Annotated in this window: 24 protein-coding genes, 1 tRNA gene and 1 pseudogene; 14 read left to right on the top strand and 12 right to left on the bottom strand. The window is 71.0% G+C overall.

Going from position 1 to position 23,107, the window contains the following annotated elements; genetic code table 11:
* Window positions 1-90 precede the first annotated feature (90 nt).
* On the top strand, window positions 91-816 hold the full coding sequence (locus P3T39_RS09650) for a DUF998 domain-containing protein (protein ID WP_280696975.1): 726 nt from the start codon (window positions 91-93) through the stop codon (window positions 814-816).
* A gap of 151 nt (window positions 817-967) precedes the next feature.
* On the top strand, window positions 968-2,197 hold the full coding sequence (locus tag P3T39_RS09655; RefSeq protein WP_280696976.1) for an aromatic acid exporter family protein: 1,230 nt from the start codon (window positions 968-970) through the stop codon (window positions 2,195-2,197).
* 42 nt (window positions 2,198-2,239) lie between these two features.
* On the opposite strand, the gene P3T39_RS09660 is transcribed toward P3T39_RS09655, so the two are convergent.
* The 3 genes from P3T39_RS09660 to P3T39_RS09670 all read right to left on the bottom strand — a co-directional run bounded on the left by P3T39_RS09660 (window position 2,240) and on the right by P3T39_RS09670 (window position 3,693).
* Window positions 2,240-2,926 carry a hypothetical protein gene (locus P3T39_RS09660; RefSeq protein WP_280696977.1) on the bottom strand — a complete coding sequence of 229 codons (687 nt, stop codon included), beginning with the start codon at window positions 2,924-2,926 and terminating at the stop codon, window positions 2,240-2,242.
* A 91-nt stretch (window positions 2,927-3,017) separates the two neighbouring features.
* Window positions 3,018-3,245, bottom strand: coding sequence for a DUF6480 family protein (locus P3T39_RS09665; RefSeq protein ID WP_280696978.1), 228 nt, complete (start codon window positions 3,243-3,245; stop codon window positions 3,018-3,020).
* 118 nt (window positions 3,246-3,363) lie between these two features.
* Window positions 3,364-3,693, bottom strand: coding sequence for a hypothetical protein (locus P3T39_RS09670; protein WP_280696979.1), 330 nt, complete (start codon window positions 3,691-3,693; stop codon window positions 3,364-3,366).
* A 217-nt stretch (window positions 3,694-3,910) separates the two neighbouring features.
* On the opposite strand from P3T39_RS09670, the gene P3T39_RS09675 reads away from it, so the two are divergent.
* Window positions 3,911-3,984 (top strand) — tRNA-Met (locus P3T39_RS09675).
* A 412-nt stretch (window positions 3,985-4,396) separates the two neighbouring features.
* On the opposite strand, the gene P3T39_RS09680 is transcribed toward P3T39_RS09675, so the two are convergent.
* The gene (locus P3T39_RS09680; RefSeq protein WP_280696980.1) at window positions 4,397-5,281 is read right to left on the bottom strand and encodes a LysR substrate-binding domain-containing protein; all 885 of its coding nucleotides are present in this window, start codon (window positions 5,279-5,281) and stop codon (window positions 4,397-4,399) included.
* Between the two features lie 143 nt (window positions 5,282-5,424).
* Between P3T39_RS09680 and P3T39_RS09685 the strand changes: the two genes are divergently transcribed.
* The 3 genes from P3T39_RS09685 to P3T39_RS09695 all read left to right on the top strand — a co-directional run bounded on the left by P3T39_RS09685 (window position 5,425) and on the right by P3T39_RS09695 (window position 8,010).
* The gene (locus P3T39_RS09685; protein WP_280696981.1) at window positions 5,425-6,453 is read left to right on the top strand and encodes a bile acid:sodium symporter family protein; all 1,029 of its coding nucleotides are present in this window, start codon (window positions 5,425-5,427) and stop codon (window positions 6,451-6,453) included.
* 151 nt (window positions 6,454-6,604) lie between these two features.
* Window positions 6,605-6,838 carry a hypothetical protein gene (locus tag P3T39_RS09690; protein ID WP_280696982.1) on the top strand — a complete coding sequence of 78 codons (234 nt, stop codon included), beginning with the start codon at window positions 6,605-6,607 and terminating at the stop codon, window positions 6,836-6,838.
* A 242-nt stretch (window positions 6,839-7,080) separates the two neighbouring features.
* A complete protein-coding gene (locus P3T39_RS09695; protein WP_280696983.1) occupies window positions 7,081-8,010 on the top strand; it encodes a hypothetical protein in 930 nt (309 codons plus the stop codon).
* A gap of 149 nt (window positions 8,011-8,159) precedes the next feature.
* On the opposite strand, the gene P3T39_RS09700 is transcribed toward P3T39_RS09695, so the two are convergent.
* Together P3T39_RS09700 and P3T39_RS09705 are read right to left on the bottom strand one after the other, a co-directional pair.
* Complete coding sequence (locus P3T39_RS09700; protein WP_280696984.1) at window positions 8,160-8,621, bottom strand: DUF5990 family protein; 462 nt, start codon at window positions 8,619-8,621, stop codon at window positions 8,160-8,162.
* 74 nt (window positions 8,622-8,695) lie between these two features.
* The gene (locus P3T39_RS09705; protein ID WP_280696985.1) at window positions 8,696-9,376 is read right to left on the bottom strand and encodes a phosphatase PAP2 family protein; all 681 of its coding nucleotides are present in this window, start codon (window positions 9,374-9,376) and stop codon (window positions 8,696-8,698) included.
* 510 nt (window positions 9,377-9,886) lie between these two features.
* On the opposite strand from P3T39_RS09705, the gene P3T39_RS09710 reads away from it, so the two are divergent.
* Window positions 9,887-10,951 carry an NAD(+)/NADH kinase gene (locus P3T39_RS09710; protein ID WP_280696986.1) on the top strand — a complete coding sequence of 355 codons (1,065 nt, stop codon included), beginning with the start codon at window positions 9,887-9,889 and terminating at the stop codon, window positions 10,949-10,951.
* 160 nt (window positions 10,952-11,111) lie between these two features.
* On the opposite strand, the gene P3T39_RS09715 is transcribed toward P3T39_RS09710, so the two are convergent.
* From P3T39_RS09715 to P3T39_RS09725, 3 genes are all read right to left on the bottom strand, one after another.
* The gene (locus tag P3T39_RS09715; RefSeq protein WP_280696987.1) at window positions 11,112-11,378 is read right to left on the bottom strand and encodes a DUF6295 family protein; all 267 of its coding nucleotides are present in this window, start codon (window positions 11,376-11,378) and stop codon (window positions 11,112-11,114) included.
* 2 nt (window positions 11,379-11,380) lie between these two features.
* Window positions 11,381-12,124 carry a dienelactone hydrolase family protein gene (locus P3T39_RS09720; RefSeq protein ID WP_280696988.1) on the bottom strand — a complete coding sequence of 248 codons (744 nt, stop codon included), beginning with the start codon at window positions 12,122-12,124 and terminating at the stop codon, window positions 11,381-11,383.
* Between the two features lie 107 nt (window positions 12,125-12,231).
* Window positions 12,232-14,091: a right-handed parallel beta-helix repeat-containing protein gene (locus P3T39_RS09725; protein ID WP_280696989.1), complete on the bottom strand. Its 1,860-nt coding sequence runs from the start codon at window positions 14,089-14,091 to the stop codon at window positions 12,232-12,234.
* A gap of 95 nt (window positions 14,092-14,186) precedes the next feature.
* On the opposite strand from P3T39_RS09725, the gene P3T39_RS09730 reads away from it, so the two are divergent.
* The 5 genes from P3T39_RS09730 (at window position 14,187) to P3T39_RS09750 (ending at window position 18,521) form a co-directional block, all read left to right on the top strand.
* Complete coding sequence (locus P3T39_RS09730) at window positions 14,187-15,080, top strand: TetR/AcrR family transcriptional regulator (protein WP_280696990.1); 894 nt, start codon at window positions 14,187-14,189, stop codon at window positions 15,078-15,080.
* A 94-nt stretch (window positions 15,081-15,174) separates the two neighbouring features.
* A complete protein-coding gene (locus P3T39_RS09735) occupies window positions 15,175-15,597 on the top strand; it encodes a GntR family transcriptional regulator (RefSeq protein ID WP_280696991.1) in 423 nt (140 codons plus the stop codon).
* Window positions 15,594-16,688 carry a DUF5808 domain-containing protein gene (locus P3T39_RS09740; RefSeq protein WP_280696992.1) on the top strand — a complete coding sequence of 365 codons (1,095 nt, stop codon included), beginning with the start codon at window positions 15,594-15,596 and terminating at the stop codon, window positions 16,686-16,688. Before P3T39_RS09735 ends, P3T39_RS09740 begins: the two co-directional genes overlap by 4 nt.
* 76 nt (window positions 16,689-16,764) lie before the next feature.
* Window positions 16,765-17,847, top strand: a complete 1,083-nt coding sequence (locus tag P3T39_RS09745) for an alpha/beta hydrolase (RefSeq protein ID WP_280696993.1) — start codon at window positions 16,765-16,767, stop codon at window positions 17,845-17,847.
* Window positions 17,848-18,092: 245 nt separating this feature from the next.
* Window positions 18,093-18,521: a protein-tyrosine phosphatase family protein gene (locus P3T39_RS09750; protein WP_280696994.1), complete on the top strand. Its 429-nt coding sequence runs from the start codon at window positions 18,093-18,095 to the stop codon at window positions 18,519-18,521.
* A 183-nt stretch (window positions 18,522-18,704) separates the two neighbouring features.
* Here the strand turns inward: P3T39_RS09750 and P3T39_RS09755 are convergent, their stop codons facing one another.
* On the bottom strand, window positions 18,705-19,076 hold the full coding sequence (locus P3T39_RS09755; protein WP_280697091.1) for a hypothetical protein: 372 nt from the start codon (window positions 19,074-19,076) through the stop codon (window positions 18,705-18,707).
* Window positions 19,040-19,210: pseudogene (locus P3T39_RS09760) on the bottom strand (helix-turn-helix domain-containing protein); the annotation flags it as partial. The gene P3T39_RS09755 and the pseudogene P3T39_RS09760, both read right to left, overlap by 37 nt.
* A gap of 141 nt (window positions 19,211-19,351) precedes the next feature.
* Between P3T39_RS09760 and P3T39_RS09765 the strand changes: the two are divergent.
* Window positions 19,352-19,618, top strand: a complete 267-nt coding sequence (locus P3T39_RS09765) for a hypothetical protein (protein ID WP_280696995.1) — start codon at window positions 19,352-19,354, stop codon at window positions 19,616-19,618.
* A gap of 105 nt (window positions 19,619-19,723) precedes the next feature.
* Here the strand turns inward: P3T39_RS09765 and P3T39_RS09770 are convergent, their stop codons facing one another.
* Window positions 19,724-20,626, bottom strand: a complete 903-nt coding sequence (locus P3T39_RS09770) for a hypothetical protein (protein ID WP_280696996.1) — start codon at window positions 20,624-20,626, stop codon at window positions 19,724-19,726.
* 419 nt (window positions 20,627-21,045) lie between these two features.
* Here P3T39_RS09770 and P3T39_RS09775 point away from each other — a divergent pair, with 419 nt between their 5' ends.
* Entirely contained in the window at window positions 21,046-22,998 is a 1,953-nt protein-coding gene (locus P3T39_RS09775; protein WP_280696997.1) for a bifunctional metallophosphatase/5'-nucleotidase, read from the top strand.
* Window positions 22,999-23,107 lie beyond the last annotated feature (109 nt).

Here is a 23,107-nt window from a genome sequence, read left to right on the forward strand (position 1 = left end):
GCTGCTGCGGTGGTGTCGGGCGAAGCTTGGAGACCTTGGGTGGCACCGTGGGGTCGGACCGGCACTCGCCGACGGCTTCCGAGGAGAACCGTGCACCTGTCCCCCGCGCTCACCGGGCCGCACCGCTGGTCCGGGCATCGGCGCACGCTGTGGGCCGCACTGCTGCTGACCCTGGCTTCGGTGGTCTACAACGACTGGCTTCTGGAGTTCCTCCTGCCGACGGGCCTGGATCCCCGGCACTCCTACGTGAGTGAGCTCTATGCGGCCGACCAGCCCTTCCGCCAGCTGTTCAGCTGGATCGAGGTCGCCTCGGCCGTGCTCGTGACGGCGGGAGCGCTACTGGCACGCGGCTCGGCCCCGGGCCGCCTGGCCGCTGCCGGATGGTGGTCCCTGGTGGGCTTCGGTACGTTCTCCGTGGCCGATGTGGTCCTGCCGATACGGTGTGCGGCATCGGTGGAGCGCGCCTGCGAGGCCGTGAATCCCTGGCACACCACCACCAGCGCGCTGGTCCATTTCGCGCTCTTCGCCTCCATGGCGCTGCTCATCGTCTCGGCCGACATCGAGCGCCCCCGGCTGCCGTTGATCCGCCGCTGGGGCCCCTGGGTACTGCCTTCCGCGCTGGTGACCGCGGTGGCCACGGTCGGCCCGCTGTTCGGCCGGCCCGGCTGGCACGGCGTACCGCAGCGGGCGCATCTGGTTCTCGTGGGGGTGTGGTTCGCCCTCCTGGCCGCAGCGCTGGCCAAGTCCGTGGTCGATCGCGGTGTGCCTGCAGACGCGCCTACGGATGTACCTGCCGATGCACCGGAGGCCGCTTGAGGGACCGTCAACTGCACGGCGCGGCAGCCGATCTGTCGGCCGTTCGCGGCGGCATCCAGGCGGCATCGAGGCCATTGGCTCATGCGGGTGACTGTCCGAGTGCGGGACACGGCCTTTCCGGTGCCGTGGCGCCTGTACGGGAAGAAGGGGAATGCCTGGCGAACGTGGTGCGGTGACCGAGGCCGTGAAGCGCCGTCTCAGGGAGCCCGTCGTCGTACTGACGGTGCGGGCGACGGTGGCGGCAACACTCTCCTACGCCGTCGCGGTGCATCTGAGCAGTGAACCGGCGCCCCTGACCGCACCTCTCACCGCCCTGCTGGTCGTCCAGGTGACCCTGTACTCCACGCTGACCACCGGCATCCGCAGGGTGAACTCCGTCGTGGTCGGGGTGCTGATCGCCATCGGGTTCAGTTCGGTGGTGGGCCTGACCTGGTGGAGTCTGGGGCTGATCATCCTCGCGTCCCTGACCATCGGGCATTTCGTGCGCGTCGACGAGTTCGTGAACGAGGTCGCGATCAGCGCCATGCTGGTGCTCGGGGTGACCCGGCTGGCCTCACAGGCGTGGGACCGGGTGCTGGAGACCCTGATCGGGGCCGGGGTGGGTCTGCTCTTCAACTTCCTGTTCGCCCCGCCGGTGTGGGTGGACACGGCCGGCGAGTCCATCGAGGACCTCGCCCGCCGTGCCCGGCATCTCCTGGTGCGCATCGCGGAGGAGCTCGGTGGTCCGACACCGGTCGAACGCGCCGCCGCCCGTCTCCACGAGGCCCGCCGTCTCGACCAGGCCATCGCCGATGTCGACGCCGCGCTCCGGCAGGCGGAGGACAGCCTCAGGCTGAACCCGAGAATCAGGGAGGGCCTGCTCTCCCGGCTGGTGCTGCGGACCGGCCTGGACACGCTGGAGATCTGCGTGGTCGTGGTGCGCGTGCTGGCCCGCTCGCTCACCGACCTGGCCAAACGACGGGACAAGGACGAACAGCTCTTCCCGCCGGACGTGGCGCTCGCGCTGGAGGAGCTGCTCACGCATATCGGCGGGGCTCTGGTCAGTTTCGCCGTCCTGGTGACAACGCAGGTCAGCCGCAATGCCGAGGAGGCCGAGGGGCGCCTGACCGCGGAACTCACCGCTGCCTGGGCCAGCCGTGAGAACGTCGCCCACATGCTGCTTCGGCGCGTCCAGCAGCATCCCGAGGCATGGCAGTTGCACGGCTCACTACTGGCCGAGATCGACCGGATCCTGGACGAACTGGACCTGCAGCACCGCTCCCGACGCCTGATGGAGGAACTGGACCGGGCTTCCGTGGCGAACCGCGAGAGGTTCACCTCGCTCGGCAGGCTCCGGCGCTTCGCCCGCGGCGAGCACCTGCGCCGCCGGCGCGAGGCGTGAGCACGCCCGGTCGGTCCAGGACCGGTCCGCGCCGCCGACCGCTCACTCGTCGGGCGGCAGCTCCGCGTCGTCCGCGCGGATGTGCATCGCGCGTTCCTCGGCCGACAGTCCGACCTCGTCCCCCGTGGCCTCCCCGGTGAGATCGCAGTGCGGGTCGTCCTCGACCAGCGATCCGGCGGGTGGCTCGGGCGAATCCTCGGCTCCCACCGCTTCGATGTCCGGCTCCTCCTGGGCGAGGCGGGCGTCCAGCGACTGCCCCGCTGCCTGTTCGGCTCCGGTCGTGCCGAAGGACTCGGCGGCCACCGGAGAGTCGACCGGCACAGGCTGCAGCTCCGGGTCCTGGGACCAGCGGCGGGAAGGCGAACCGTTGTCGAGGTCGGGGATGCCCTCGTCCTCCGGCTCGGCGCCCGGGTCGTGCGGCTCGGTCCGCTCCGGATCGACCGTGACCGAGTCGTCCAGGTCCTCGGCGAACTGCGTGCCCTCGGCCGCGGGCCTGGGCGGTCCCGGCGGATCTATGGAGAGCGGCGGCCGGTGCGCGGGATTCGCGAACCGCTCACCCGGCTGCACTCCGGGCACCGGGCCCTGGGCGATCTCCGGCTGCTGCTCCGCGCTCCCCGCGACGTTCGCCGTGTCGCCCTTCCCGATGGGCGACGGCCGCCGTTCGGACCCGGAGCTGCCGTCGTCGTGCCTGGTTCCGGCGGTGTCCGCCGGGCCGATGTTCCCGCCCATGTCGTGGAGCGTTTGGTGGCTTGGTGTTCGCTTCATCGTGCTCCCTCGGAGCGGCCGACCGACCGGCCGCCTTTCCGCACCGGTGGGTCTGTCAGCCGCTCAGCGCAATGATCATCCCGATCAGCATCACGGAGACGGCGACGGCCACCAGGATGATGACCCCGATGGCCCAGGGGCCCCAGGCCCGACCGACCTCAGGCGGTTCCGGATACGAGATGCCCGAGATACCGCCCTCGCCGGGTGGGGTGTCGCCCTCGGCCAGGGTGTGCCGTTCGTTCAGGCCCGCCGTACGGTCAGGGTCGGGATCGGGTGTCGACATGGTGGTTTCCTACCGTTGGCCCCCAGCAGTCCCCCCTACGACGACGTCTACCCGAAGCCAGGATGTCCAACCTGTCGCCGCCGCGCCACCGCGGCAGCAGTTCCCGGCCCCGACCGGATCAGCCCCACCACATCTCGGTGCGCTCCGGATCCGGCCCTTCCAGGCCACCGTCCTCGTTCCCCGCCTCGTCGCCGCTCCCCTCCTCAAGCCCCTCGACGGCGGTGCGCAGGTCCGCCCCGAAGGTGTCGAGCTCCCCGCGGAGCACCTCCGCGACCCGGCCCGCGACATCTGCCGACAGCCGCACGGTGCGCTGCTCCACGTCGTACGGGGCTTCGATCGTCACCCGCACCTCCCGGGTGGTACCGGGTACGGCGGCCCGCTCGGCAAGGTCGTCCAGGACGTCCGCGAGGTCGATGGCCGCACTGCCGCTGTTGCTGTCGCTGCTCATTCACTCAGAGTAGGAGTCGGACCTGGCGGGCAACGGGCGACACGGCAGACCCGCGTACGGCCGTCCGGGCCACTCCTGACCAGCGGGAGATCGTGACGATCCCCGGTGTCGAATCCGTCGCCGATCCGTCCTTCCGGCGCGGGATCGGTGGCCAGGGGGTGCGGTCGGCTACGGATTTCGCGATGCGCGCGCGATGGCGTAGAGTCGGGTTTACCGACGCGGGGTGGAGCAGCTCGGTAGCTCGCTGGGCTCATAACCCAGAGGTCGCAGGTTCAAATCCTGTCCCCGCTACTAACGGCTGAGGCCCGGCGCACTCTGTGCGCCGGGCCTCAGCCGTTTCCCGGGCGGATACCGGCCGGCGGCACCGGATCACTCCGCACCGATGCACCGGCTCTTTCAGCCGCGATCGCATCGCACATGGGCACGCCAGCGGTGGCGCAGGCCAGTTGATCTCCAGTCCGGTCAGACGCACGCTCAACGCGCAGGCCTTCTGGTGCAGTTCACGGTCGAGACAGGCCCGTTGCGGTCGGTGGTGGCTGCTCCATGCGCAATAGCCGCCGGTCCTGTCGGTCGGCTCGGTGCCGGTCAGGAACCGTGGCAGTGGCTCGTCGAACAGCTCGGTCCCAACTGCCACCGGATTGCGCGTGCCCCGGCGTCGCGACGCCGCCCCCCAATTGCCGGACGGTCTGGGCCGGCAGCCCGGTCAGCGGCTCGGGCCCGGGTTCTCACGCCGGACGCGGTGCAGTCGGTCACCACCCGCGAGGACGGCGTCGGCCAGCGACCGTGCGGGCCCTCGGGCCGTCGTGCGTCCCGAGGTCAGGACGAATTCGGTCTCACCGAGGTCCGGCAGCTCCGCCTGGTGCGGCATGGCTCGCAGACCGGGAGGAATCAGGCTGCTCGCATGGGCCATCACGCCGAGACCGGCCAGCGCGGCAGCCCGTACCCCGGACAGGCTCGTACTGGTACAGGCGATCCGCCACGGCTGCCCGGCCCGTTCGAGGACGTCGAGGGCGCGGGCCCGGGTGATGCTGGGCGGCGGATAGACGATCAGCGGCACGGGCTGGCCCGGGTCGGGGCGATAGTCCTCGGCACCGATCCAGACCAGCTGGTCCCGCCAGACCAGCCGTCCTTGCGATCCACCGGCGGGGCGCTTGCCGAGCACCAGATCGAGCCTGCCGTCGGCGAGTTGCTCGTACAGGGCGCCGCTGAGGCCCACGGTGAGTTCGAGATCGACCTGCGGATTGCCGCGCCGGAAGGTCCGCAGAATCTGCGGCAGCTCGGTGTACACGAAGTCCTCGGACGCCCCGAACCGTACCCGGCCCCGGACCTGCGTCCTGGCGAAGTACGCGAGGGCCTGCTCGTTCGTCTCCAGGATCGACCGGGCGAAGCCCAGCATGGCCTCCCCCTCGCTGGTGAGCTCCACGGAATGGGTGTCGCGGAGAAACAGCCGGCGATCGGCGGCCTCCTCCAGCCGCCGGATGTGCTGGCTGACCGTCGACTGCCGCAGCCCCAGGCGCTGCGCGGCCCTGGTGAACCCGCCGGTCTGGGCGACCGCGAGGAAGGACCTGAGCTGTACCGGATCGAACACATCCCCAGCCTAGCCGCGGTCATCACGATCCATGATGACAGTGAGTGCCTCGAACGGGATTCACAATCACCGGGGCGGGGACCAGGCTGGGAATCCGCCCCGGCCGCCCCCGGCCGCCCCCGAACCCCGTCAGCGGAGAGACCATGCCTCGACCGAAGCCCCCACGCCGCCTGCCCGTGGACCCCTACATAGCCGCGCTGCTCTGCACCGTCGGCCTGGCCTCCCTGCTCCCCGCCCGTGGCCCCGCCGCGCCCGCCGTCTCGGACGCGGCGGACGGCGCGGTCGCCCTGCTGTTCTTCCTCTACGGCGCGCGACTGTCCACCCGCGAGGCCCTAGACGGTCTGAAGCAGTGGCGCCTGCACAGCACCGTGTTCGCCGTCACCTTCGTGCTGTTCCCGCTGCTGGGACTGGCGAGCCGGGTACTCGTTCCCGAACTGCTCTCCCCACAGCTCTACCAGGGCCTGCTCTTTCTGACCCTGCTGCCGTCCACCGTGCAGTCGTCGATCGCGTTCACCTCCATCGCACGCGGCAACGCGGCGGCCGCCGTCTGCAGTGCGACCTTCTCCAGCCTCTTCGGCATCGTGCTCACGCCGCTGCTCGCCGCCGCCCTGCTCAGTACCCGGGGCGGGATTTCGGCGGGTTCGGTGCTGGGGATCGTGGAGCAGCTGCTGCTGCCCTTCGTGGCCGGCCAGTTGCTGCGCCGCTGGATCGCGGACCGGATGGCCCGCCACCGTGCGGTCCTCGGCCTGGTGGACCGCGGCTCCATCCTGCTGGTGGTCTACAGCGCCTTCAGCGCGGGCGTGGTGGGCGGCGTCTGGGGCGCGCTGTCCCTGCCCCGGCTCGCGGCGCTGTTGGTGGTGGAGGCGGTGCTGCTGACGCTGGTGCTGACCGCCAGCGCGTTGGGCAGCCGCCGGCTGGGGTTCGAGCGGCAGGACCGGATCGCGATCGTCTTCTGCGGCTCCAAGAAGAGCCTGGCCGCCGGTGTTCCGATGGCGTCGGTCCTCTTTCCCGGACCTACCGCCGGGTTGCTGGTACTGCCGCTGATGCTCTTCCACCAGATCCAGCTCATGGTCTGTGCGGTTCTCGCCCGCCGTTGGGGTGCCGAGGCCCAGCCGACGAGAATCGCAGCCGCCGGAGCGGAGGCCCGGGTTCGGGAAGGCGCTGCCCCCTGACCGATCTTCACTCTTTCGGATGGCCGACGGGGCGCCGGGGCGTGCACTGTCCCTTTCGGGGTGACAAACGAGCCGATGGGTGGGGTTCCTCAGGTTCAGCACCTGCCAGGGGGATGCCCGCATTCGGGCACGTGAGTTCAGGGGGGTTCCGATGACGGACAACGGCAGCGCGACGCTCTCGGCCGGGGCGGTCACCTTCATCACCGCCAACGAGAACCGCGACCACGACACCGGGATCAACATCTCGGTCGCGACACCGGACGGCGTCGAAGTCGCCTCCATCTCGGTGCCGTTCGGCGAATTCAAGGACGGTACGACGGCCCGGCGCTCTCCTCGTCCTTGGCGCCCACGACTACTTTACGCGCTGAACTGCCTTTGTCCGTAAAGGAAATGAGCCGCCGCCAAGCGTCAGGCTCTCGGCGGGACGGGTACTTGGGACGTGGCATCGCCCACCCCACCCGTGTGGACCGTCCCGTTCCGGAGTTCGTCCCCTGGGTGGAGCCCGCCCAGCCCCCAGAACGAGTCACCGCTCCCCCGCGCGGGGGAGGCGGCTCCGCCCTCCAGCCGACGTACCCGACCGAGCTGCGCGGCAAGGATGGGATTCCCGCTGACGGAAGGGGAGCTCACATGGAGGGCTGGGACCGGATCGGCCGATCCGCCGGCTACGGGGCAGCCATCGCGCTGACCCCTTACTTGCTGATCAAGGTGTCCTGGGTGGTCGGTTCGCTGGTGGGACTGCTGCCGGCCGAGGCCGGGCTCGACAAGGCGACGTGGGTGACGCTGAACACCGTGACCATCGGTATGGCGGCAGTCGGGATCATCCTCGCCCTCGCGCTGGTGCGGCCGTGGGGGATGCGGATACCCGGGGTGCCGCTCGCGTTCTGCGCGTGGGTGGGGGCGGGGTTCCTGGTCTCGATGCTGCCGTACCTCGTGCTCGGCTCGCTGCTGGGATCGACAGGTGGCGCGAGCAGCGGGGGCGGGACGGACGACGGCTCGTCCATGCCGAACTGGGAGGGTGCCCTCATCGAGTTCAGCTTCGCGGGGATGGCCGTGGGCCTCGCCCTGGCGCTGCCCGCGTACCTTCGGCGGCGCTGGCCGCACGCGTTCGCCGGGCAAGTCGGGGACGGCCCGAGGAGCGGGCAGCGCTCGCGATGGGTGCTCGTCGCCGGCGCCGCGCTCGGCGCGTGGTGGCTGTACTGGGCGGCGGGCGGCCGCCTCGGCATCGCACACCCGGCGGCGCGGGACTCCAACGGGTATCTGCTGGCAGCGGTTTCCGGTCTCTGGGCGCTGGTCGCGACCGCCGCCGTCTGGACGCTCGGCGGTGCCCGGCCTGCTCGGCTTCCCCGCTGGGTCCCGACGGTCCTCGGCTGGCTCGGGTCGGGGTCGCTCTTCGCGTGGGGCGGCTGGAAGCTGCCGTTCACCGCGTACCTGGCGGTGGCCCACCCGGCCGGTGTCACCTGGCCGGAGAACCTCGCAGTCGTGGCGGCACTGGACATCACGGCCGTGGTGACGGGCGCGGCGATGGCACGCACGCTCGTTCGCATCTGCGCCGAGTAGCCGTTTTCCGCTCGCCCGGCGCCGCCTGCCGCTACTCGGCCTGCGGCGCCGGAAAAGGCACCGCGCAGAAGCCGCCGCCGTCAGGCGCTCCGTTGGCGGTCGACCATGCCTGCCACGTCCCCCCACGACGCGGACCAGCTCCTGTGCCGTCAGCCGGCGGACTCGGCGGACCACTTCACCAGTGGTGGCCGCACGTGGGCGCACAGAGGGCGGCCCTTGGCATCCGTGAGCCGCAACCGCGCGGTGAGGCGCCCGGTCCGCACGGCAGCGGCGATGGTGTCCTGACCGATCGCGTCGAACATCAGCTTCGCCCGGCGGAACATGGTGAAACCACCGGTGTCGTCCACCGTGACCCACGAAAGGTAGATGAACCGCCCGCCCAGCCGGTTCTGGATGTATCGGCCCCTGAGGTCGATGCCCGTCGGGGTCTCGACCGCGGTGCAGTCGAGCGTCCACACGGCGGTTGAGGCGTCCCCCGGCTGCAGGTCGAGCAGTTCGAGCGGGCGGTCCTTCCGCTGGACACCCACGTGAATGCTGTCGGCGCCGGGGAAGTCGGCGCCGGCGCCGCAGGCGCGGCCCGGCAGGTCCGACGCTTCGATGCGGATCTGCACCTGCCCATCATCCTCCAGACCCTGGCCCGGGGCCGGTGTTCCGCACGAGTTGTGGCCGCCGACGCCGCAGCGGATCAACGGCGCCGGTCGGCGTGGCGGCCGCGGTGTGCGGGGGGATCCAGGCGGGTGCGGACCGCTGGCAGCGTCGCCAGCGCGGCGACGGCAGCGGCCGCGGCGGCGGCACCCAGGCAGCTGCCGATCACATCGGGCAGGTAGTGCACGCCCAGATACATCCGCGAAGCAGCCACCACGACAACGAACACCGCTCCGATCACGGCGGCGAGCGGCCGTCGGCGACCCCGGACCACAACCAGCAGCACCAGGGCGAGCGCCGCCGCCACAGCGGTGTGCCCGCTGGGGAAGCTCCACTGGCTGTCCGGCGGGATCACCCACAGCCGCGACGGCGGACGCACCTCCTTGATCGCAGACTTGGCGACAAAGGCGACGGCCAGGGTGCCGGTTATCAGAGCGAAGCACGCGGCCGCATCCGCGCGGCGGCGCCACACCAGCAGCGCCAGCGGCACGACCAGTGCCAGCGCGATGCCGGCCGCGGGCTGGGCCACGGCGGTGGCGGCCTTGGCCAGCGTGGTCAGCGCGGCGCTGCGGTGACCGGCAATGTCCTGGTCCAGACTCACGTCGGCGCGGGTCACGCCCGGTGTGGTCGCGGCCCAGCCCAGAGCCAGGGTGCACAGCAGCAGAAACGCACAGGCCAGCAGACGGCGCACAGCGATCCGCGGGAAAACGGCAGATGTCATCGAGTGGTCTTCCTCATGTTCGGGGGGCGAGCACCACATTAACGTCTACACGAATGTAGTCACCTGCTGGTTCCACTCCCCCGGGCGGCACCGCCGCCGTCCCCCTCGGTCCGTCCCTTCGAGGAGGGTGCTCCGCCGCCTGTGGCGCATCACCCGGACCCTGCCCGGACGACCGGCGCCCGGGCGGCATCCGAGTGAGCGCAACGGCCCACGCTGGGGCAAGGGTGGCGCCGTGACGTCGGCGACATCACTCGCTACAACCCGCCGTGAAGATGACCCCGCCGCGCGCCGCCTCTCAGCACCGGGCCCGGGAAGGCAGTACTCGGGCTCGCCGTAATGGTCCCGCGACCGGGGTTGCGCCCGTTCGTCGGGCGTGACGGGCGGGTGCGGACCGGAGCGGAGCGCTCTGGGCTTGACCGGTGACCGCAGCGCGGGGCGGACTTGCCAAGTGCCTGTCCGCGCTGTCTGCTGGGTCCGGGGCGTCCCGTCGATGGTTGTGGAGTACGCGAGATGCCAGTGAACCGGATCGGCCTGGTCGTCCACGGCGCCCGGCCCGCCGCCCGCGCGGCGGCTGCCACCGTGCGCGCCTGGTGCGCCGCGCACGACATCCCCTGCACCGACCTCGACGTCTGGCACGAGGACCGGCCCAGGCTCGGAGGCCAGCAGGAGGCCGCGGCTGCGGGGCACCCCGACCTCATCGTCACCCTCGGCGGCGACGGCACCTTCCTGCGGGGTGCCCGGATCGCCGCCAAGGACGATGCCAGAGTGCTGGGTGTGGACCTGGGCCACGTCGGCTTCCTCACCGAGGTCCCGGCCGACGAGGTGCACCGGGCCCTGGACGCCGTGCACGAGGACCGCGTCACGGTCGAGGAACGCATGACCCTGACCTTGCGGACGTCCCGCCCACTGGAGGTCCCCGCCGGCATGGAGGCACTGCTGCGCCACGGGCGGGGCCCGGCGCTGCCTTCGCCGCAGCCGCGTACGGGGGGCACCGGCGAGGAGAGCTGGGGTGTGCCGCTGGACGTCACCGCCCTGAACGACGTGGTGCTCGAAAAGCTCGCCCGGGACCGGCAGGTCGCCCTCGCGGTCTACTTCGCCGGACGCCTGCTGGCCTCCTACTCGGCGGACGCGGTCATCGTGGCCACCCCCACCGGCTCCACCGCGTACAGCTTCGCCGCCGGGGGGCCGGTGTTGTCACCGCGCATCAACGCCGTCGTCTTCACCCCGGTCGCCCCTCACATGTCCTTCAACCGAACCGTGGTCAGCGCTCCCGACGAACCTGTCGCCGCACGGGTACTGCCGCACTCCGGGCAGGTCGCGGTCAGCATCGACGGCCAGCTGCGCGGAGTCCTGGAACCCGGCGACTGGGTCGGCGTGTACCCGGCCCCGTCCCGGCTGCGCCTGGTCCGGCTGGGGCCCACCGACTTCTTCGGCCGTCTCCGCGACCGGTTCCGCCTCACCGACGCCCCCGCCACCGTCGCCGACGGCGAGGCTCCGCTGCTGTTCCGCCCGCCCAATGCCGACGTGCCCGAGGATCTCGCCGGTCTGCGCCTGCCCCCGGCCCTGGAGGAATGACCCTCCGCAGACGCCCCGGCCCGTTCCCCCTGCGGGTGTCCAGGACTCTGCGGACGGCAGGCAGATCCTGGACACCCTCACCCGGCACCGCTGTCGCGGCGACCGTCCGGGGCAGGGAGCAGAGGGGCTCTCCGACAGGGGAAGTGCCCTGCGCCGTGCGTCAGGCGGTGAGTTCGGCGGGGACCGCCGCGAGTGCCTCCTGGATGGCGGCCACCAGTCGGCGGGCGGACTCGGCGGTCAGCTCCAGCGCGACCCGTGCCGAGGGGCCCTTGCTCGGATCGGCGAAGTCGATGTTGAGGGTGTGCTCGGCCATCGCGTGCACGGGGTGGTCGAAGTAGACCGTCACGTCGGACACATGGAACCAGGCGCCGCCCGGCCCCTTCGCGCTGCCGTCCATGGCGTCCTTGACGGTCGTGTAGGTGCACATGCTCATGCTCCCAGGTGCTTGGCATAGAAGGCGGCGATCCGCTCCCAACCGTCGTTCGCCGCAGCCACGTTGTAGGAGGGGCGGTCCACCGAGAAGAAGGCGTGGCCGGCTCCCTCGTAGCTGTGGAACTCGAAGTCCTTGCCGTTGGCGGTCAGGATCTGCTCCAGCTCGGCGACCTGCTCGGGGCCGGGGAACTTGTCCTCGGTGCCGAACAGGCCCAGCAGCGGCGTGCGCAGCCGGGGCAGCTGGTCGACCAGGTTGACGACCTGCAACGGGAAGCCCTCCGGCGGGTTTCCGGTGACGAAGGCGCCGTAGCAGTCCACTGCGGCGTCCATGTCCAGGTTGCAGGCCGCGAGGACCGACTGCCGTCCGCCGGAGCAGTAGCCGATCACACCGACCCGCCCGTTGGAGCTGGGAAGTGCGCGCAGATGGGCGGCGGCGCCGGCCACGTCGCCGAGCAGACGCTCGTCCGGCACCCCGCCACTGGCCCGGGCGACCGCGGCCGCGTCGTCGGGAGCGGCTCCCGGTGCCTCGCGGAAGTACAGGTTGGGGCAGATCGCGTCATAGCCCAGTTCCGCGAAGCGGCGGGCGATCTCCTTGGTCGCCCGGTCGTAGCCGGGCATGTGGTGGATGACGACGACGCCACCGCGCCGCTCCTCGCCCTGCGGACGGGCCAGATAGGCCTCGATCTCGTCGCCGTCGTGACCGGTGATCCTGACGGTCACCGCGCTGAGGGAATCGTTCATGAAACGATCTATACACCAAAAGTCCGAACGGAACAGGCCGGTGCTGACGATTGGTGAGATCTCCTGCGAGGCGCCACGTTTCGCGGCAGGTCTGCCGCGGGATGCGGCTACCGCTCCTGTCGCGCTCCCCGGCGGCTGCCGCGCGGAGCGACACGGCCCGCGGATGCCAGGATGTCCGCGCCTGCGGGATCGGCGGCCAGCGCCCGTTCGAAGTCCTCCTTCGGCAGCACGGTATTGGCGCCGAGGGTCACTCCGGGCGGCGGGCTGTCGTAGCCGGCCGGGTGGTCGTCCCAGAAGTTGCCGAGGAACGCGACGTTCTCCAGCGGCGGCGTCACCCGCAGCACGATCGGAGTGTCGCTGCGGTACACGACATTGCCCTGGACGGTCACCCACGCGGCACCGAAGTCGGTGTAGAGCCCGAAGTTGTACGAGGTGACCGTGGAGTGGATGACGTTGCCGCGCACGAGGGTGCCACCGGCCCAGGAGGCGCCCTGGCGGCCGTTGAGGTAGATGCCACCGCCGTCGGCGAGCACCGTCATGGTGTGGTGGACGAGGTTCTCGACGACCTGTACGCGGCTTGCGTGTTCGCCGCCCACGACGATGATGCCGCAGTAGGGCACGTGGTGGATCTCGTTGTGCGCCACCGTCGCCTCCCGCGAGTCGGCGACCCAGACGGCGGGCGTGCCGTGGTACTCGCGTCCGATGTCGTGGATCAGATTCTGTTCGATCCGGGTCCCGGTGCCGGAGTTGACGGCCACCCCGTAGCCGGAGACGTCGTCGATGAGATTGCCGAGGACCGCGTTGTCCCGGCCCGGCCCGAAGAGGCCGACCGCGCCGCCGCCGAGCCGGGTGAACCTGTTGTCCTCGAGCGTGACCCTCGTCGCGGACGCGAATTCGACGTTGGCGGCGACCTGTTCGGTGCGCTCCGGGGCCGTGACATGTGCCATGCCCTCGGCGAGTGCGACCTTCTGCAACGGTCCGCCGTCGTAGTAGGCGATGCCGTGGAAGTGCATGAATCCCCCGGGCCCGCTCGGCTTGGTCCAACCGGCGTGGGAGAAGGTCAGTCCGCGCAGGGTCACGTCGTGCAGCGGGCTCTCCTCGGTGCCCCGGCCCACGACCAGCTGCTCCAGCACCGGCACGACGATCTCGGCCTCCGCCGGATTCTGGCCGGGCAGCGGCAGGTAGTACAGGACATGGCGGCCGGGAGTGGAGCGGTCGAGTGCGAAGGTGCCCGGCTCGGTCAGGAAGCTCGCGCTGTTCTCCGCCGAACTCGGCACCGTGAGGGTGCGCCAGATCCCGTCGGAGCCCTCGGGCGGCGTTCCACCGGTCCATTCCGCGGAGTAGAGCTCGCGGGCCCAGCCGAACCCGGGCTGGGCCAGGGTGATCGTGGTGGAGTGCTCGTCGCCGGATATCCCGGCGACCGGGCAGCGGGCCTCGGACCACGGATAGACGCCCTCGAAGACGAACTCGATGCTCGCCGGGTCCTGCCAGCTCTGCGGAACCGTGCTGTCCGTGACGTAACCGGTCTCGGTTTTCGTCACGTACCCGGGAATGCCGGACCTGAGCGCCGCCCTCGGGGCCCGGCGGCCGTCGACGTACAGCTGCCGGGTCTCCAACTCGCCGACCTCGGCCTGCCAGACGCCCACCCGCTCGCTGGGCCGCCACCCGGTGATCTCACGGCCTCCGCTGAGAACGGCTTCCTCCGGGGTCGCGGTTCCGTAGCCGTACGCCTGGTAGACGACCCGGTGGCCGTTCCCGCCCGAATCGCCTTCGTCGCCGCTCAGTACGAACGGCTCGGCCAGGACGTGGGTTCCGGCCCGCAGGTTGACCACGAGATCGGCCCGGAGGGACGCCGTACGGGTGCGGACGATCCGCTGCACAGCGGGCAGGGTGGCGAACGGCTGCTCGAACGTACCGGGCCAGGAATCCCGGCCCCAGGGTGCGACGTAGAGCTGGTTCTCGGGCATGAGCGAACCTTCCTCGGAAGAGTTTATGGTGTACACAGCCGTGTACACCATAAACTCAGGGTCGAGGCAGGTGTCAAGGACAAGAAGGGCTGGGCATGGCCGGCGAGAACGCGGCGGCGGATCCGAAACGCACCATCGAGCTGCTCTGGGACCCCGAGGAGAACCAGGGCAGGACGGGGCTGAGCCTGGACAGGATCGTCAGGACCGCCATCGAGATCGCGGACTCCGAGGGCCTCGCCGCACTGTCCATGCGACACGTGGCCGAGCGCCTGGGATTCACGACGATGTCGCTGTACCGGCACGTCCCGGGCAAGGCGGAGCTCATCGAGCTCATGCGCGACGCGGTCATCGCCGAGCTGGACTTCCCCGAACCAAAGGACGACGGCTGGCGCAGCGGCCTGGAGTCCTGGGCACGGGCACACTGGGCCCTGCACCTGCGGCATCTGTGGCTCGCACACACCGCCGGAAGCCGCCGACTGCCGGGGCCGAACATCATGGCCGACTACAACCGGGCGCTCCGGATCGCCGAGGGGACGGGACTCCGGGCGAGTGAGGTGGTCGCGGTGGTCTCGCTGGTCGGAGGCTTCGTGAACACCGCCGCCCGGCAGGTCGAAGAGGTCTTCAGGGAGGAACGGGACTCCGGCCTCTCGCACGAGCAGTGGTGGCGCAGCCGGGAGGAGCTGATCGAGCGTATGAGCCCCTACTCCGCGCTCGGCAGGCTCTGGCTCGCCGGTGGATTCGACCACCCCGAGGACCCGTTCGACTTCGGTCTCGCGCGCGCCCTCGACGGCATCGAGCTGCTCGTCCGGCGCCGCCGTGATGAGCAGCGTGACGTAAGTACGGAGCCCGCTTCCGGAGGCCGGTGCTCGGTCTGCGGCAAGCCGCTCGACGGTACCGTCCGGGGCAGGCCACGGGACTACTGCTCGCGCGCCTGTCAGCAGCGCGCCTATCGCCGCCGCCGCTCGGCCGGCCTCTCCCGGGAGACGTGAAGCGGCCCCTGACGGTGTCTCGGTCGTTGGCCATTGCCACCCGCTGCCTATCTGTTCTATAAGTAATAGAGCAGATAGAACGGCGGGAGCCACCGTGATCCTGAGCATCGACCTGAGCAGCGACGTCCCGATCTACCAGCAGATCCGGGACCGGATTGTCGAGGCGATCGCTTCGGGGGAGCTTGTCGAAGGCAGTCCGCTGCCTTCGACTCGGCAGCTCGCCGCCGATCTGGGCGTCAACTTCCACACCGTCAACAAGTCCTACGACCTGCTGCGCCAGGAAGGGCTGGTCCGCCTCAACCGCAAGAGCGGCGCGGTGGTTCAGCGCGACGCCGGGTCGGGGCCGCCGGAGGCGGGCTTCACCGACGAGTGGGCGGCCAGGCTGCGGACGCTGCTCGCCGAGGCGGTCGCCCATGGCGTCGACGGGTCCTCGGTCCTGGCGGCGTGCGGTTCGACACTTGCCTCGTTCGCAGTGCGCACAGCAGACCTCACGACGGACCAAGGAGAGCCGGCATGACGACCGGAGTGCTACTGAGCCACGCGGTCGTCCCGCTGGTGCTCCTGCTGATGGCATGGCTGATGCCGGCACTCACCGGACCGACCCTGCCCTTCGGGGTGCGGGTGCCCGCGTCGCGCTCCGACGCTCCGGTGATCGCCGAGCAGCGCCGCGCGTACCGGTGGTGGGTGGCCGGCGCCGGGGGTGCGCTTGTCATTCTCGGCCTCGCGCTCTCCGTCACCGGACTCCGCTCCCTGGCCGGTCCGTTGAGCGTGCTCGCCTTCGCCAGTGTGTGCGTCACGGCGTATGTCCGCGCCCGCCGGGCGATCCGGGCCGCCAAGCAGGTCGAGGGCTGGTACCAGGGGCTGCGGCAGGCTGTGGCCGTGGACACCTCACTGCGGACCGATCCCGAGCACTTTCCGTGGCGCTGGGCCGTACCGGCGCTGCTCGTCCTCGCCGTCACGACGGTCGCCGCCGTGCTCCGCTACCCGTCGATGCCGGACCGCCTGCCCACGCACTACAACCGTTCCGGCGTGGCCGACCACCTCGCCGCCAAGTCGGTCGGCACCGCCTTCGCGCCGGTGTTCGCCGAGGTCGGCAACACCGCCGTGATCCTGCTGGTGGCCTGGTTCGCGTTCCGCGCCCGGGCCGACCTCGACCCGGCACGACCGACGGCCTCCGCGTTCCAGCACCGCCGTTTCGTCGTACGGATCACGGCCGCGGTCCTGGTACTGGCCGCCTGCGCCAATCTGTCGGTACTCCTGGCGGCCTGGCCGATCTGGCACGGCGACCACACCGTCGTCCCCGCAGTGCTGCTGGCACCGGTACTTGCAGGCCTCGCGATCGTGGTCGGCGTAGCGATCCGGACCGGCCAGAACGGCAGCAGGATTCCCGTCCAGGACGGACAGCCCGTCCCCGGCGTGGCCCATCGCGACGACGACAGGTACTGGCGCCTCGGCGGGCTGTTCTACGCCAACCGCCAGGACCCGGCGGTCCTCGTGTCCAAGCGCTTCGGCATCGGATGGACCGTCAACTTCGCCAACCCGCGCACCCTGCTGCTGGTCGTCCTGCTCGTCGGCTTCGCCGTCCTGATGAGCCTCATCGGACGCTGATCCCCCCCTGTCCCCCGCTGGTCCTCACCGATCCTCACTGACCCCTTACCGACCACTGATCCGACCGGAGACACCCATGCGTTGGAGTACCCGGGCGCTCGCCGCCCTGCTGGCCCTGACCGCGGCCGCCACCGTCGGCACCGGCACCGCCGCAGCCCAAGCCCCGTACAGCCGCGGCGAGTTACCAGCCGTCGACCGCGAGGTGCAGTTCACCGCGGACGGCACCACCGCCTACGGCACCGTGCACATACCCGCCCACCGCGCCGGCCGGCGGCTGGCAGCGGCGCTGCTGCTGCCCGGCAGCGGCCCCACCGACCGCGACGGCAACGAGCCGCCCGCGCTCACGCCCTCCACGCTCGCCCTCGTCGCCGACACCCTGGGCGAGGACGGCGTGATGAGCCTGCGCTTCGACAAGTACGCCACCGGGCAGACCGGCCTCGGCCGGTACCGGACGGACCCCGGCCGTATCGACATGGCCGCCTTCACCCGCCAGGCCACGGCCGCGTACGCCGCGCTGCGCGCACAGCCGGAAGCCGACCCGCACGCCCTGCTGATCGCGGGTCACAGCGAGGGAGCCCTGCGCGCCCTGCTCGTCGCCCGGGCCGTACGGCCCGAACCGGCCGGTCTTGCCCTGCTCGCACCGCAGGACCTGCGCTTCCTCGACCTCCTCGACGGCCAGATCGCCGCCCAGCTCCAGCAGGCCGTGGCATCCGGGCAGCTCACCCCGGCGGTGGGAGAGGCGAACAAGGCAGGCGTCGCGCGCGCCATCGCGGACTTCCGGGCCGGCCGCCCCACGGACACCAGTGGACTGCTCCCACCGCTCGCCGACCTGTTGGACAAGGCCGTCTTCAGCCCGGTGAACGCCCGCTACGTGCGCAGCGACGACGAGGTCTACCCGCCCGACGTCGCCCGCCGGCTCACCCCCGGCATCCGGGTCACCGTCACCTGCGGAAGCGAGGACGCCAACGTCCCCTGCAGGACGGCTCCCGCACTGATCGGCGCACTTGCCGAGGCCCGCACCACCGGCCCCGGCCTGCGGGTCCTCCCCGGTCTGGACCACTTCCTCCACCCGGCGGGCACCCCGGTCAACGACCACGTCCTCGCACCCGCCGCCGTTCAGGCCCTCCACGAGTTCGCCCGCCCGTGGCGCCGTGCGTAGTCGCCCGGGGCGCGGGTGGTCCTGAGCGGACTCAGACCGACCGGAGAGCCTGACAGCCGCCGCGTAGGTCCTGTGCTGCCGGTCTCGTACGAGGGTGCCGGACCTTCGCCGAGCAGGTGAGGGGCCTGACGCGTCGGCACGGCCGACGACGCCACCCAGGTCACCGCCGACCAACTGCGCGAGGTCGTCGGCAGGATCATCACCGCCGGCCACTGGCGCAGGAGCGATCCGGATACGCTCGCACCGTGACCGCAACATGGGAACACACGACGGCGGGCCTGCTGCGACTGCCCTCGGGCCGACTCGTCCGTGGCCGGGGGCTGAGCCGGCCCCTCCCGCAGGGCCCCCAGCCGACCTTCGCCCTCTACCTGTTGGGCCACCGGCCACCGACCGTCGCCTGGGAGCACCGGTGGCTGCGCTGGCCCGACTTCGGGCTGCCGTCCGACCGCACCACAACTGCCGACGCGCTGCGCGAGGCATGGGCACGCGCCGAAGCCGAACGCGTCGAGATCGCCTGCGCCGGCGGATACGGACGCACCGGCACCGCACTGGCCTGCCTTGCCGTGCTCGACGGGGTGCCCAACCACCAGGCGGTCGCCTACGTCCGGGCGCACTACACTCCACGCGCCGTTGAAACACCCTGGCAACACCGCTTCGTCTCCCGCTTCCGGTAGCCGCAAAAAAACCACTCACCGGCCGCCGCTGGCGCTTCAGAACTCCTCCGGAGTCATCCCCGGCCTGTTCTTCGTCTGTTCGCTCATACGCTCCAGCCGCCCGCCCGCGCCTTGATCAATGCGGCCGGACCGACAACCGCACACGGCCGTTGAACGCCTCCTTCGCCGCGTCGATGACGGGGGTCAGGATGATGCCTCGTACGCCCGGCGGCGCCTGTTGTCGGCTTGCCGCTTGCGCTTCGCTGCCCGCTCCGACAGCAGCCCGGCCCTGACCTGGCGGTTCAGCTCGGCGTTGCGCTCGTCAAGGCTGACGGTCGGGGCCATGAGAGACGGCCGGGCGGCGAGCTCGGTCGGCAGAGGTGTGCTGCGCCAGGATCCGTCCGCCAGTGCCCCGAGCAACTGTCGGCGGACCTCGCCTCTGGCGGCCCCCTTCCAGGCAGGGTCCAGCTCGCGGCTCGCGAAGTCGACTCCGTAGGCGTCCAGGCTGCGGCGCAGGAAGGTGTACTCGGCTCGGTGTCGGCGTTGCAGTTCGCCCGTTCCTGACGCTGGAACCATGCCGTCGTGCGGGCGTCCAGCGCCAAGTTGTAGACCTTGCGGACACATCCGAACGTGCGGGTCGGCTCAACCGCCTGCTCGTCGGCGGGATGGAAGCGGTACTTGAACGACCGCCTCACCAGCTCAGTCTTCATATCCCACAAACCACCCTGGTTGTTTGGAAAATGACAAACAGTCAGAGCAGCATGCACCGACGCTCCACCGATACGCGACTCCGAGCCAGGGATGCGTTCCCCCCAGGCCGAAGCCCGCACTATCCAACGCAAGGAGTCTCCATGAACAGCGTGATCGTCCTCCTGGAGGTCGCCGCGGACCAGGCGATCGGGCCCGATGGTGTCGAGCCGGTGGTGCTGCTGGTCCACGCGGCCGGCGCAGACCCGGACGTGCCGGAGGATCCCGGCCCCAGGACCCTGTGCGGACTGAGCACCGATGCGATGGAGCACTCCCACTACCGGCCGGCCAGGCCCGGCGAGCCCTGGTACCCGCCGACGCTGTACGACAAGCGGTGCAGAGAGTGCGAGGCGGTGCTGCGGAGCATCTGATCGCAGCCGGACCGGTCCGGACCGGTACAGAAGCCCCCGAGCTCTGCGGCGAGCTCGGGGGCTTCCAGGTGGTCGGCGAGGCGGTCAAACACCTGCCGACGCGGGTCAGCGCAGCTCGACGACCTTGTGCGTACCGAGGAAGGCGTGCGGCAGACCCCGCTTCTCGTCGGGGACGGAGCAGAGCAGCACATAGCTGCCGGGCTTCAGCCCGTGGGACTGCACCAGGGCGGTACGGCCGGGCGAGATGGCGCCGAGCCCGGTGGCCGGCCCGGTGAACGGCGACGACGGCTTGCCGCCGGCCGCGGCCTTGTCGAGGTAGGTCTGCACCTGCGCGTCGGTGGTACCGGAGGCGACCGGCCTCAGCTGCATGTCGCGGATCTCGGTGGAATCGTTGTGGACCAGGTAGGACAGGTGTGCGTTCACCACGTCCATCGTGTGGAAGCGGGGGCCCTCGGTGGTGTCCTGCTGGATCACGATGCCGCCCGGGAACCGTGCCTGGTTGGCGCTCTGACCATTCGTGCCCACCAGTTGCATGCTCTTGACCACCGGGTGCGCGGGGTCGGCCCGGAAGGCGGTGAAGTCCAGCAGATAGACGGTGCCGGGGGAGATCGCCTCGGTGAACTGCTCGTGGATCTGCGGGGTGACCAGGGCACCGCCCAACGCCTCGGCCTCACCGCGGACCGCCCGGATCCCGGTGGCCGCGGTGGACGGCGTGGAGCTGATCGAGTCGGCGAGGTCGTGGAGCACCCGGTCGAGTGAGACCCCGTCGTGCGGACGCAGGAGTTGGAGCTGTCGTCCGTTCGCATCCGCCGTCTTGACCCGGAAGCTGACCAGGCCGCCCTGGTGGCTGTCCGGCGCCCGGATGCCGGACGCGTCGACGCCGACCTCGATCGGGTGGTCCTCGGGCGAGGTGGCGGCGGCCGTACCCGCTGCGCCGACGGTCGTGGTGAGGGCGAGGACGGCGACGGCCGCCGCCCGCACCCCGCGGCTGAACAGTTGACCTGACATGAAGATCCTTTCGGTGTCCCTGCCCCGCCGCGAATGATCCCCAGCCGCGGACACGGCATAGCGCCTCCGGCCACATGCGAACCCGACCGGGCTATCGGCTGATGGTCCGCCAATGTCATTGGTGCCGCTCCGCCGACTGCTGGGGCGTCGGCTGTCGGATGGTCACGGACTGTTCATGCCATGGGGGGATCCGACCGCGGACGGTGGTCGGGCAGGCTGGCGAGGTGGGCGCACTGCCGCTGCCGCCGCCCGCGAGGAGCAGGCGGAGGCAACGTATGTGACACAGCGGCAGGCACCGCCGGACAGCGCACCACCGGCTACCGATTCGCGCTCGTGTGCGCCAGGAGCCCCCCTGCGCCCGGACATCGCGCCGCGCGACCCGCAGAACCTCCACCTACGTCCGCAGGAGAGTGAACCCAGTGCGAGAGATCGGACGACGGACTTTCATCACCGCGGCGGGGGCCATCGCCACCGTCGCCGCGGTCGGCACCCGTGCCTTCGCCAGCGGCCACGCACGGGACGCGGCCACCGCCGACGAGTACGTGGACGTGCAGTTGCTCAACATCACCGACCTGCACGGCTATCTCCAGGCCGCACCGGGAGGTGACTCGGTCATCACCGGGGCCGGGGGCAGGAAGTACACCGTCGGCGGGGTCGCCTATCTGGCCGCCCATCTGAAACGGCTCCGAGCGGGCCGCGGGAACTCCGTCTTCTTCGCGCCCGGAGACCTCTTCTCCGGCTGGGAGTTCGACGCGGAGTCCTTCGCCGACGAGCCGACGATCGAGGCGCTCAACCGGATGGGGCTGAACTTCGCCTCCGCCGGGAACCACGAGTTCGACAAGTCCCCGGCCTTCCTCACCCGGCACATGGAGCAGGGCGTCTCCTTCTCCCGGGTCGACTGGGACGACTCCTTCAAGGACTCCGGGGGACACCGCTTCCATGGCGCCGACTTCCGCTACTACAGCGCCAACATGGTGTGGAAGGAGACCGGCCGCACGGTCCTTCCGCCGTACAACATCGAATGGGTGGACGCCGGGAACGGCCGTCGGCTTCCGGTCGGGTTCATCCACCTGACCGCGAGCGGCACCGAGACCTTCCCCGGTTCCTTCCAGCCCGCGCTGAGCTCCCTGGACGAGGTCGAGAGCGCCAACCGCTGCGCGGCCGAGCTCAAGGCGCGCGGTGTCAACGCGATCGTGCTCAGCATGCACGACGGCGCGGTCGCGGGCACCGACTTCGACAGCGGCAGCAACCCCTCGGGCCCCGCCTACGACCTGGCGCTGCGGGTCTCCCCCGACATCGACGCGATCGTCACCGGCCACTGGCACTGCGCCTTCAACATGATGGTGCCCGATCCGAACGGCGTGCCCCGTCCGTTCGTCGAGGCCGGCTGCCACGGCCAGCTGATCAACGAGATCAACCTCCGGCTCGACCCGACGACGGGCCGGGTGGTCCGCGCCCTGACCATCTCGACCAACCACCCCAACACCCGGGACGTGGCGCCGGATCCGGAGCTGAAGCAGGTGGCGGACTACTGGGCCGGTTACGGCGGCCGACGCGCGCGGACCTCCATCGGCAAGCAGACCGCCTCCTTCACCCAGCAGCGCAACAGCGCGGGCGAGAGCACCATGGGCGACCTGGTGGCGGACTGGGCGTACTGGGCCGGACGGCAGCCGCTGGAACCGCTGAACGACGGAAACGCCTACCCCGACACTCCGGCGGAGCTGGCCGTCATCGCCGTCGCACCGCGCATCGGCCAGTGCGTCATCGGCTCCGACCTCGTCTACGACTCCGCCTCGGGCGGGACGATCACCTTCGGGCAGGCGTGGGACGCCGTCGGCTTCGGCGACCCGATCGTCACCGCGACCGTCACCGGTGCCCAGATCCACGACGCACTGGAGCAGCAGTGGTCCGACGCCGGGGGCGGCGGTCTGCGCTTCGCGCCACTGGCCGTCTCGCGAAACGTCCGCTACGGCTTCGACGCCGCCGGTGCGATCGGTGACCGGGTCGCCCCCCGTGATGTCCTCATCGACGGACGGCCGTTGGACCCGGCCCGCTCCTACCGGATCGCGATGCCCGCGTACACCCTGATCAACGAGGACGGGTACCCGGCGTTCACCGGCTTCACCCAGCCCTTCCGCCACACCCGGGACTTCGAGAGCTTCATCGCCTTCGTCAAGTCCCGCAAGCGCATCGCCCCGGCGCCCCTGAACCGGGTCTCGGTCAAGAACGCCACCGCTCCCGGCGCGCGGGTCGGCGAGATCGCGGTACCGCCGCGGCTGCTGCACGCGGACGGCAGTCCCATGCCGAGGGCCGAGGCCGCGGCGAGGGCCGCCGCCAGGCCGGACGTCCACGGATTCCGCGTCCCCTGCTGAACGGCAGGCCGTTCGGGCGCACTTGAGGACAGCCCCGGATGCCGCCGTGGGACGCCCTCCGGCAAGGACTTCCGTCCGGCCCGGAGGGCGTCCCACGGCACTGGGCACC

The organism is Kitasatospora sp. GP82, assembly GCF_029892105.1.
GTDB lineage: Bacteria > Actinomycetota > Actinomycetes > Streptomycetales > Streptomycetaceae > Kitasatospora.

Bases quoted from the DNA above. Each gene is read 5' to 3' on its own strand.
- P3T39_RS09695 (WP_280696983.1), top strand. From the start codon at position 7,081: ATGGAGGGCTGGGACCGGATCGGCCGATCCGCCGGCTACGGGGCAGCC.
- P3T39_RS09720 (WP_280696988.1), bottom strand. From the start codon at position 12,124: ATGAACGATTCCCTCAGCGCGGTGACCGTCAGGATCACCGGTCACGAC.
- P3T39_RS09660 (WP_280696977.1), bottom strand. From the start codon at position 2,926: ATGGGCGGGAACATCGGCCCGGCGGACACCGCCGGAACCAGGCACGAC.
- P3T39_RS09685 (WP_280696981.1), top strand. From the start codon at position 5,425: ATGCCTCGACCGAAGCCCCCACGCCGCCTGCCCGTGGACCCCTACATA.
- P3T39_RS09715 (WP_280696987.1), bottom strand. From the start codon at position 11,378: ATGTGCACCTACACGACCGTCAAGGACGCCATGGACGGCAGCGCGAAG.
- P3T39_RS09730 (WP_280696990.1), top strand. From the start codon at position 14,187: ATGGCCGGCGAGAACGCGGCGGCGGATCCGAAACGCACCATCGAGCTG.
- P3T39_RS09770 (WP_280696996.1), bottom strand. From the start codon at position 20,626: ATGTCAGGTCAACTGTTCAGCCGCGGGGTGCGGGCGGCGGCCGTCGCC.
- P3T39_RS09765 (WP_280696995.1), top strand. From the start codon at position 19,352: ATGAACAGCGTGATCGTCCTCCTGGAGGTCGCCGCGGACCAGGCGATC.
- P3T39_RS09740 (WP_280696992.1), top strand. From the start codon at position 15,594: ATGACGACCGGAGTGCTACTGAGCCACGCGGTCGTCCCGCTGGTGCTC.
- P3T39_RS09690 (WP_280696982.1), top strand. From the start codon at position 6,605: ATGACGGACAACGGCAGCGCGACGCTCTCGGCCGGGGCGGTCACCTTC.
- P3T39_RS09665 (WP_280696978.1), bottom strand. From the start codon at position 3,245: ATGTCGACACCCGATCCCGACCCTGACCGTACGGCGGGCCTGAACGAA.
- P3T39_RS09725 (WP_280696989.1), bottom strand. From the start codon at position 14,091: ATGCCCGAGAACCAGCTCTACGTCGCACCCTGGGGCCGGGATTCCTGG.
- P3T39_RS09710 (WP_280696986.1), top strand. From the start codon at position 9,887: ATGCCAGTGAACCGGATCGGCCTGGTCGTCCACGGCGCCCGGCCCGCC.
- P3T39_RS09670 (WP_280696979.1), bottom strand. From the start codon at position 3,693: ATGAGCAGCGACAGCAACAGCGGCAGTGCGGCCATCGACCTCGCGGAC.
- P3T39_RS09655 (WP_280696976.1), top strand. From the start codon at position 968: ATGCCTGGCGAACGTGGTGCGGTGACCGAGGCCGTGAAGCGCCGTCTC.
- P3T39_RS09745 (WP_280696993.1), top strand. From the start codon at position 16,765: ATGCGTTGGAGTACCCGGGCGCTCGCCGCCCTGCTGGCCCTGACCGCG.
- P3T39_RS09755 (WP_280697091.1), bottom strand. From the start codon at position 19,076: ATGGTTCCAGCGTCAGGAACGGGCGAACTGCAACGCCGACACCGAGCC.
- P3T39_RS09705 (WP_280696985.1), bottom strand. From the start codon at position 9,376: ATGACATCTGCCGTTTTCCCGCGGATCGCTGTGCGCCGTCTGCTGGCC.